At 48.6% G+C, this 7,480-nt stretch carries 10 protein-coding genes and 1 pseudogene; 7 read left to right on the top strand and 4 right to left on the bottom strand.

Annotated features, from left to right (window positions below; translation table 11 throughout):
* The first annotated feature begins 1 nt into the window (after position 1).
* The 7 genes and pseudogenes from LJA86_RS18495 (at position 2) to LJA86_RS18465 (ending at position 3,829) form a co-directional block, all read left to right on the top strand.
* Positions 2-493, top strand: coding sequence for a hypothetical protein (locus tag LJA86_RS18495; RefSeq protein WP_229226556.1), 492 nt, complete (start codon positions 2-4; stop codon positions 491-493).
* A 15-nt stretch (positions 494-508) separates the two neighbouring features.
* A pseudogene (locus LJA86_RS18490) lies at positions 509-1,480 on the top strand (CdiA family toxin C-terminal domain-containing protein); the annotation flags it as partial.
* A 10-nt stretch (positions 1,481-1,490) separates the two neighbouring features.
* Complete coding sequence (gene cdiI / locus LJA86_RS18485; RefSeq protein WP_196352871.1) at positions 1,491-1,853, top strand: ribonuclease toxin immunity protein CdiI; 363 nt, start codon at positions 1,491-1,493, stop codon at positions 1,851-1,853.
* Positions 1,854-2,048: 195 nt separating this feature from the next.
* Positions 2,049-2,249, top strand: coding sequence for a hypothetical protein (locus tag LJA86_RS18480; RefSeq protein ID WP_071530939.1), 201 nt, complete (start codon positions 2,049-2,051; stop codon positions 2,247-2,249).
* Between the two features lie 124 nt (positions 2,250-2,373).
* On the top strand, positions 2,374-2,646 hold the full coding sequence (locus LJA86_RS18475; RefSeq protein WP_196352870.1) for a hypothetical protein: 273 nt from the start codon (positions 2,374-2,376) through the stop codon (positions 2,644-2,646).
* A 20-nt stretch (positions 2,647-2,666) separates the two neighbouring features.
* The gene (locus LJA86_RS18470) at positions 2,667-2,933 is read left to right on the top strand and encodes a hypothetical protein (protein WP_196352869.1); all 267 of its coding nucleotides are present in this window, start codon (positions 2,667-2,669) and stop codon (positions 2,931-2,933) included.
* 440 nt (positions 2,934-3,373) lie between these two features.
* Positions 3,374-3,829 carry a hypothetical protein gene (locus LJA86_RS18465; RefSeq protein WP_008500120.1) on the top strand — a complete coding sequence of 152 codons (456 nt, stop codon included), beginning with the start codon at positions 3,374-3,376 and terminating at the stop codon, positions 3,827-3,829.
* A gap of 38 nt (positions 3,830-3,867) precedes the next feature.
* Here the strand turns inward: LJA86_RS18465 and LJA86_RS18460 are convergent, their stop codons facing one another.
* The 4 genes from LJA86_RS18460 to LJA86_RS18445 form a co-directional block, all read right to left on the bottom strand.
* Entirely contained in the window at positions 3,868-4,956 is a 1,089-nt protein-coding gene (locus LJA86_RS18460) for an AAA family ATPase (protein ID WP_229226554.1), read from the bottom strand.
* Positions 4,957-5,101: 145 nt separating this feature from the next.
* A complete protein-coding gene (locus LJA86_RS18455) occupies positions 5,102-6,061 on the bottom strand; it encodes a YbgA family protein (protein WP_104949775.1) in 960 nt (319 codons plus the stop codon).
* A 102-nt stretch (positions 6,062-6,163) separates the two neighbouring features.
* The gene (gene uraH / locus LJA86_RS18450; RefSeq protein ID WP_048226512.1) at positions 6,164-6,577 is read right to left on the bottom strand and encodes a hydroxyisourate hydrolase; all 414 of its coding nucleotides are present in this window, start codon (positions 6,575-6,577) and stop codon (positions 6,164-6,166) included.
* Positions 6,578-6,676: 99 nt separating this feature from the next.
* Positions 6,677-7,402 carry a MerR family transcriptional regulator gene (locus LJA86_RS18445; protein WP_048030818.1) on the bottom strand — a complete coding sequence of 242 codons (726 nt, stop codon included), beginning with the start codon at positions 7,400-7,402 and terminating at the stop codon, positions 6,677-6,679.
* Positions 7,403-7,480: the final 78 nt, after the last annotated feature.

The following is a 7,480-nucleotide window of genomic DNA, read 5'->3' as shown; positions in this document are numbered from 1 at the left end:
TATGCTGGCTAACTATTTAATGCTCCCTCAACTAGAATCCATATGTTGGGAGGATATGAGGAAAATTACTCTTCCTTACGAGCTAAACGAAGTTGTTGAGCAGGGTTTTGTGGAGTTATTTAGTTGTTTTTTATCAAAAAAACTCTTCGGTTATTGTGGGGGGGTTAAACCTGATTCTTTTGAAGATGAAATAGCCTTGGAGTGTTTTGTAAATTCTATCCATATAGAAGATTACGTAAGTGAAAATTACCTTCAACATTCTATTGTCTTTTGTAATTCAATGATTAAGGAATGGAATGAAAGCCATTCTGGGGTTCTAAATGTTATTATATCGTTGGATGATGAAACATTACTGCCAACAATAAAATTCCATTTAAAAAGAAAAGACGCTTCATGGCTAGATGAAGATAATCTTGACTCAAGTATTCAGGCTGTCTTAGTGACTACAGATGAAATTAATAAGGATAGATTATCAAGTCTACTGATTAAGTAAAAGAACCCAACCTTTGAGGCCGCCTACGGGGCTGGTATGCTGGTTGGTGTTCCTCAGGGGATTAGTGATTCCGTCGAGAGTTTATCGAAAGCCGTCACAAATCCTGCCGCCACTTATGATGCGATTAAGCAATTAATCACGAGCGACGACATGTCCAGTACGATGTCGGATGCCGTTAAACAAAGTTATATTGATCGTATCAATCTGATGGAATCAGAGTATCAGAGGGCAGGTGCGGGAGGTGCGTACAATGCAGGTCTTGAGGCGTGTAAACTCATGTCCGATCTCATTACTGCTGTCGCCGGTGGTGTTGGTGTTGCAAAAACAGGTACGGCTCTGACAGAGAAGATTGTTGCAAAAGTCACTTCCAAAGTAGACAAAGTTATTCCTGAAAATCCGTCGATCACATGGACTGCAGGCGATGGCGAGTATTCAGTAAAACCGGGTAAGGATATTAAAGATGTAGAGTATCCTGGCGGTCAGTATGGCGGAAATTCGCTGCCATATAAAACCAGTACAGAGAAGGGCATGACGACAATCACTTATCCTGATGGGATGAGTATCAGAATTGATCAACCAAAACATCTGGCAACGGTTGATGGGTTTACGCAAAAGAGTGGGATCTCAGGTGGGCATAATGCTGATGCGTTTTATGATACCGTTAAAAAATATGGCGTAAAAATCGTAAGTGAGAAACCTACAAATGTTAAAGGTATTTCTGAAGTTGAATACTTAGCTCCTACCAAAGATCGCGCGGGGAATTTAACTGGAGAATATAAACCAAGTCCAGTAAAGAAAACTATCTATGATCCGAAAATATATACTGGCAAAGTAATGTTAGATCTTGGGCAAGAGGCTGCAATGAAAGGGTAAAGAGATGCAATGCGCAATGGTCAGTCAGCATATGATGCTACAGCTGGCGGGTTGAATTTTAGAGTTTATCTCGAAAAAAATACAGGTCGAGTCACAAACTTTCATCCCAAATAGGATTAAATGAATGAAATTTTTATTTGATTTACCTTATATAAAATCAGACCCTTACGTGGTTATAAAAACTTACTTTGACCTCATGTATAATGATGGTGTTTTCTTGATGTCTATTGAAAGTATTATTAAAAAGCATTCATTTATAAGAGATGGGGTTTACTGCTTCTTTCCTGATATGGAAAGTTATGACGAAAGTGAACATTTTGAAGGTGTTGAATTTGCTGTTGGTTATCCTCCCTCTGAAGCAGATACTACTATCGTTAGTGAAGAAATCTGCTATCACTACGTACGACTTGCAAGTGAAAAGTATTTGCTGCTTCACCCGGAAGATACGGAAAAGGTAAATAGCTTACTTGCTCGGCTACCTGTGTGAGTACAAATCCAGCCAACTGTCCGCGGGATTTTTTTGCTCTACCTTTTTCACTTCCAGACAAGATGTGTTTTTGGAGTACCGCCGTCCGCGACGGTACTCCAAAACGACCAGGTTACGCAATCCTAAACATCAGATGGTGGAACCGTTTTTAGGCCTGTAAACGGTAGGGCGTACTTCGATAATTTGAGGTCATGAATGAATGTAATATCTCTTGCTGGGAAACAAGCTCAATTAACCATTGATGAAAATGAGTTATTGATCCTGAATTCAGCTTTAAATGAAATCTGTAATGGTATCTCTGTTCCTGAATTTGAAACCAGGATTGGGGCTTCTAAAGAAGATGTCTGTGCCTTACTTAATGATATAGGCCAAATTTTAGCCAATATGATGGCTTGAGAAGATCCCAGCTCCTGCGGCGTTTTTTTGTTACGCAATACTGTTTGGAAATATCTGAACTCATCCCGGCAGGCTATTTTACGATAGCCTGCTTCTCACTGACCTGCTCCCCGTTGATGCCATTATGCTGGGAGTGGCATCTGCCGCAACTACGGGGAAAGGCTGGAAAGTATCAGCGGCAATCAATATTGGGGCTGCGCTTGGCAGTGCGATTAAAAGGAAAGACCCGAATAACACTCTGATAAGTCGTGGATTTGGAAGTGCGGCTGGTAGTTTAGGAGGAAAAGTTTTTGGTTCATTGTCTCCAGTAGCTGATCAAGTGACAAAGAATGTTATTGGTGTAGTAACAGGTTCTACTGCTTTTGAATTTCCAGGAAAAGTGGTAAAAGATGAGTGAGACAAACGGGAGAAGAAGTAATGAGCATCTTCAGTAAGGTTGGTATCTTTTGGCTTCTTTTCTTGGTTATGTACTGTACTGTTTTAGTCGCTATTGTTCTTTTTGCATGCCAGTTCGGAGTGTCAATAATTTTCTATTTTAACGATGGTGAATTCTTTTTTTCATGGAAAAAGGCATTACATATCTCATTAATAAAAGGGGGTGTTACAGGATTAATATTAGGTGTAGGGGTGTGGTTAAAAAACAAAGTGCATGAGTATCGCTGGAAAAAGAGTCGCCGAGGATAGATAGCATGAGCGAGATGCGAAAAACAGCCCGTGGGCCTCGGCAAATTGCCGCTGCTAACAACAAGAATTGAGCGGTAAAATGAACAAAAAAGGTGGTTAATATCTTTTATTTTGCTGGCGCTGATTTTAACAATGGAAATTATTGCTTTGTTTGCTTATTTTTTCAAAATCCGTCTCTATTTCATTCGTAATATTCCTTTTGAGATAAATATTTTTTGAGTTAGTGAGGATTATTAAGGGTGCTTCATTTGGTGGACTTATTGTTGGTATAGGTTGTTTGTATCTTTCTTTTAAAAAATTTATTATTGCTGATGATGATTTACTCGGCGGTAGCGAAGATGTTCAGGCCGCGAGGATACGCCAGCATGGTGTTGATATGGCGTCTTTTTCCGACAATCCGAGTGGGGCTGCATGTCAGAAAGCAATGAAGGACTAATCAAATGATTTATCTGCTGTTAGGAATTGCGCTGTTCGCATTTTTCATCGGAACTGTCGTGTTTGTCCGTTTTAGTAAAGTGACGGGAAGAAGCGTTCAGTCACCTCTTACCACAATGTTTTTCTTTGATGCGCTCTTTTTTGGTCTGGGTAGTAAGCGAGACATGAACATTGCAGCATCTTCATTTATCGTCTTCTTAGTCAGTATCTGGGGATTAACTTATTTAAAGTTAAGCACTCATTTTTGGGGAAGTCGCGAAAGTTATTTTGGTTTTGCGATCGCCGGAATTTTATTTCTGATTATGCATTGCCGCTATTGTGCAAAAAATGTCGTTATCAAAAATGATGGCCTGGCCCCCATGAGAGAGTTGATTAATATCCGGCGATCCGGCCTTACCAGCCCCTTTATATGGTTAAGCAGGGCCGGGTATCTGGGGTTCTTTATTGGCATGCTTCACTGAAGTGAGATGCGAAAAAACAGCCTCCGTACCCATTGAGACTACCCCAGCCTCTCCACCCGCGTCTCCCCCTCCGCCATCGACAGCTGATACAGCGAAAACGATCGCTGCTTCTCAATCAACTTTGCCAGCTCCGGCGAGTGGCTGGTGAGCCAGATCTGCGAGTAGCGGCTGGCCTCGGCGATTAAGCTCGCCAGGGCAGGCAGCATCTGCGGGTGCAGGCTGTTTTCCGGTTCGTTCAACGCGATAAACGCCGGTGGGCGGGGGCTTAACAGCGCTACCGCCAGGCACAGGAAGCGCAGGGTACCGTCGGAAAACTCCGCTGGTTCCAGCGGTCTGCTCAGCCCCTCGCGCTGCATCATCATCCGGAAACGTCCGCCGGTGTTGTCGCTGTAAAACACGCAGCCGGGGAAGGCCTGGTCAAGGATGCGCATCAGCAGCAGCTCGTCGCCAATCTCGACGATGGTCTGAAACGCGGCCGCCAGGTTAGCGCCGTCGCTGGCCAGCACCGGGGAGCGGAAACCGACCTGCGGGGCCCGCATCGCCGAGCCGATTGATACAGAAAACTCATGATAAAAGCGCCAGTTACGCAGGGACTCGCGCATCTGCGACACTTCCGGGTAAAGGTGTGGTTCGCCGAGCTGTCCGAATACCGATTCGTTCTCGTACAGCGTGCCGCTGTGGGTCACCTTCTCGTGATGCACGCTGTTCAGAAACACCGCCTGGTTCTTACGCTTCATCAGCTGTGACGAAGGTCGACGGTGCTGGCCGCTCAGCCAGATGGACTCCTCTTTGATCACCGGGTCGAGCTGAAACTGCGAGGGATAGGGCAGCTTCTCCACAAACCCGACCTGCAGCTCGTATTCGTAGGCCTCTGTTTCTACCGCGAGGTTCATCCGCCGCAGCTGGTCGCTACGGGTTTTACCTGCCCAGAACACCTTCAGAATGCCGCCCTCGTTCGCCAGCGCCTGGGAAAACTGCCCCTGCGCGGCGCTGTGCATCAGGTGTATCGCCTTGTAGATATTCGATTTTCCGGTCCCGTTCGGCCCGAAGACGATATTGAGCTGCTCCAGCTCCAGCGACATCTCGCGGATGGAGCGGTAATTTTGAATGTGCAGGGTATTGATCACAGGCAGGCCCCTTTCGCAGAATAAGCCTGTATATAATCACAGTCTTTGAGATGAAATGCAAAAAAGAGACGACAGTGAGGATGTCGTCTAAACGGGGTACTGCTTTGGGCCTCTAAGGGTCAATGGGGCCTTCGCATTTTTATGATCACTTGACTGCCAGACGCAGACCCAAATCATCAGGATAGGGATCAAAGTAGTTTTGCGTCATCAGATACCGGTCGGGGTATTCGGCCAGGTAGTGCTTCAGCAGCGTGATCGGGGCGAGGATAGGCAACTGTCCGTTGCGATAATGCAGGATCACGTCGCGCAGCTCGCCGCGCTGGCGGGTGTTCAGCTGGTTACGAAAATAGCCCTGAATATGCATCAGCACGTTGGTGTGATTCTTACGCGAAGCGGGTTTTTTCAGGATGGTCATCAGCTTTTCCCGGTACGCCACGAAGAAGGCGTCCAGGTCTTCCCACTCGTGCAGCGAGGCAACGAACGGGCCGATTTCACGGTAACCCGCCTGATGGTGCGCCAGCAGCTGGAGTTTGTAACGGCTGTGGAAGTCCAGCAGCGCGCGGCGCGTGAGGCCATTTTTACGCAGCGTGTTCAGTTCGTGCAGGGCAAAAACACGTTCGACAAAATTTTCCCGCAGCACCGGATCGTGCAAGCGTCCATCCTCTTCCACGGGCAGCCACGGCCAGGTTTCAAGGAGGGCGGCGGTGAACAGCCCGACACCCTCCTTGCGGCCCCGGTTGCCGTTTTCATCATACAGACGCACGCGTTCCATGCCGCAGCTTGGGGATTTAGCACAGACGATAAAACCAGCGAGATCGCCAATTTTCGGCAAAAAATCTGCCGTAAAGTCCGCCATTTTCTGCGTAACGTCTTCGTGAGGCGCATGGCTAAAACGCATCTGCGTTTCACCGTGTTCCGTCATGATCAGACGCAGCGCCGGGCGAGGGGTCGGCAGGCCGATGGCCATTTCCGGGCAGACGGGCCTGAAATTCACCCACTGGGCCAGCTCATCCATGACGAAGCCCATACGCTTGTGTCCGCCGTCAAAGCGAACGGCGGATCCGGTCAAACATCCGCTAATACCCAGCACTGGTTTCGTCGTCATGGTGTCGTCCTCCCGTTCATATAATTAAAACTTACACAACATGACTAATTTGTCCAAGTATTAGCGGAACTATTTTTTTTATTCCTTTAGAATCAATGCGTCTTAGCTGCCCTTATAGGTCGAGTAACCGTACTGGCTCAGCAGAAGCGGGATATGCAGCTTCTCGTTGGTGCGCGTCACGGTAAACAGCACCGGGATCTCCGGGAAGAAGGAGTCGAGCTTTTTGCCGTGGAAGTACTCTGCGGTTTTGAAGGTCACTTTATACACGCCAGGCTGCATGTCCTGGTCCTGCGGATAGAGCGATTTGATGCGTCCATCCTGGTCAGTTTTACCGCTGGCGATCGGGGTCCATTTGTCCTGCTGCTGCTTTTCCAGCGTGACGGTGACGCCCGGTGGAGGCGTGCCGGTTTGCTGGTCGAGGATGTGTACGCTCAGGGTGCCAGCAGGAGCGGCGCTAAAGGCGGCAGGGGTAAAGGCCATCGCGGCCAGCATCAGCAGAGGGGTAGTTTTTTTCATGGTGTTTTCCTGTGGAGTTATTCGTCACAGGAAAACGTTAGCATCTGCGGCGCGGGAAAATATTCAACTTTTCGTGAAGATTCCCGCAGGAGAAAATGATCAGAGGATAATCACTTCAAGCGATACCTGCTGCTGCCACTGCTCCACCTGCTTTTTCCGCGCCGCGGTGAGCTTACCGCTGGTGACCAGAAGCCATTTGCGCTCCGGGAAAATTTCCGGGGCCAGCGCGGCCGGAGGCGAGGGCAAAATGTCGATTCGGTGTCCCTGTCCGGTGCGCGTTAAGGCTTCGAGCCAGATCTCACAGGCGTCGTTCAGGTGCCAGCCGCTGAGCAGAATATTATCGCCCGGCGCTTTTTTATCACCCTCGAGACAAAACGAGGTGTAGGCGATGATGATGCCGTCGAGGATTGCGCGCAGGGTCATGGCGGCGGCCACGTTGGCGGATACCTGGCTGCGCAGCGGGCGCAGCACGTTCGCGACCAGTTCGGGTCTTGGGTACTCGCGTCCGGCGTCGTAAATCATCTGGCGCAGGGACTCGACTTTGCCGTCCTGCAGGCGTTGCAGCATGTTCTGCTGCAGGGTTTGCCAGTTGTTGGTCCGGCCCGGCGTCGGGCGTTCCAGCAGCGGTTTGACCTGGCCGATCGGGACGCCTTTTTTTACCCAGTCGAGGATTTTGAGCGCCTGCTGGACATCCTCATCGCTGTACTGGCGATGGCCGCCTTCCGTGCGCTGTGGCTTGAGTAAACCATAGCGACGCTGCCACGCCCGCAGGGTGGTGGCGGTGATGCCGCTGAGTCTGGCGAATTCGCCGATGGAGTAAGCCATGTCCGTGTCCAGAGTGGAGGAATACTCTCAATATACTACGAATTTTCCCGAACGGGATGAAGCGCCGAAACGGTGCAC

This window comes from Enterobacter sp. TCD1-1, assembly GCF_020567405.1.
Lineage (GTDB): Bacteria > Pseudomonadota > Gammaproteobacteria > Enterobacterales > Enterobacteriaceae > Enterobacter > Enterobacter quasiroggenkampii.
This window is presented reverse-complemented; position numbering and strand designations above follow the sequence as displayed.

Excerpts from the sequence above, each read along its gene's own strand:
- LJA86_RS18495 (WP_229226556.1), top strand. The coding sequence starts at position 2 with ATGCTGGCTAACTATTTAATGCTCCCTCAACTAGAATCCATATGTTGG.
- cdiI (WP_196352871.1), top strand. The coding sequence starts at position 1,491 with ATGAAATTTTTATTTGATTTACCTTATATAAAATCAGACCCTTACGTG.
- LJA86_RS18480 (WP_071530939.1), top strand. The coding sequence starts at position 2,049 with ATGAATGTAATATCTCTTGCTGGGAAACAAGCTCAATTAACCATTGAT.
- LJA86_RS18475 (WP_196352870.1), top strand. The coding sequence starts at position 2,374 with ATGCTGGGAGTGGCATCTGCCGCAACTACGGGGAAAGGCTGGAAAGTA.
- LJA86_RS18470 (WP_196352869.1), top strand. The coding sequence starts at position 2,667 with ATGAGCATCTTCAGTAAGGTTGGTATCTTTTGGCTTCTTTTCTTGGTT.
- LJA86_RS18465 (WP_008500120.1), top strand. The coding sequence starts at position 3,374 with ATGATTTATCTGCTGTTAGGAATTGCGCTGTTCGCATTTTTCATCGGA.
- LJA86_RS18455 (WP_104949775.1), bottom strand. The coding sequence starts at position 6,061 with ATGACGACGAAACCAGTGCTGGGTATTAGCGGATGTTTGACCGGATCC.
- uraH (WP_048226512.1), bottom strand. The coding sequence starts at position 6,577 with ATGAAAAAAACTACCCCTCTGCTGATGCTGGCCGCGATGGCCTTTACC.
- LJA86_RS18445 (WP_048030818.1), bottom strand. The coding sequence starts at position 7,402 with ATGGCTTACTCCATCGGCGAATTCGCCAGACTCAGCGGCATCACCGCC.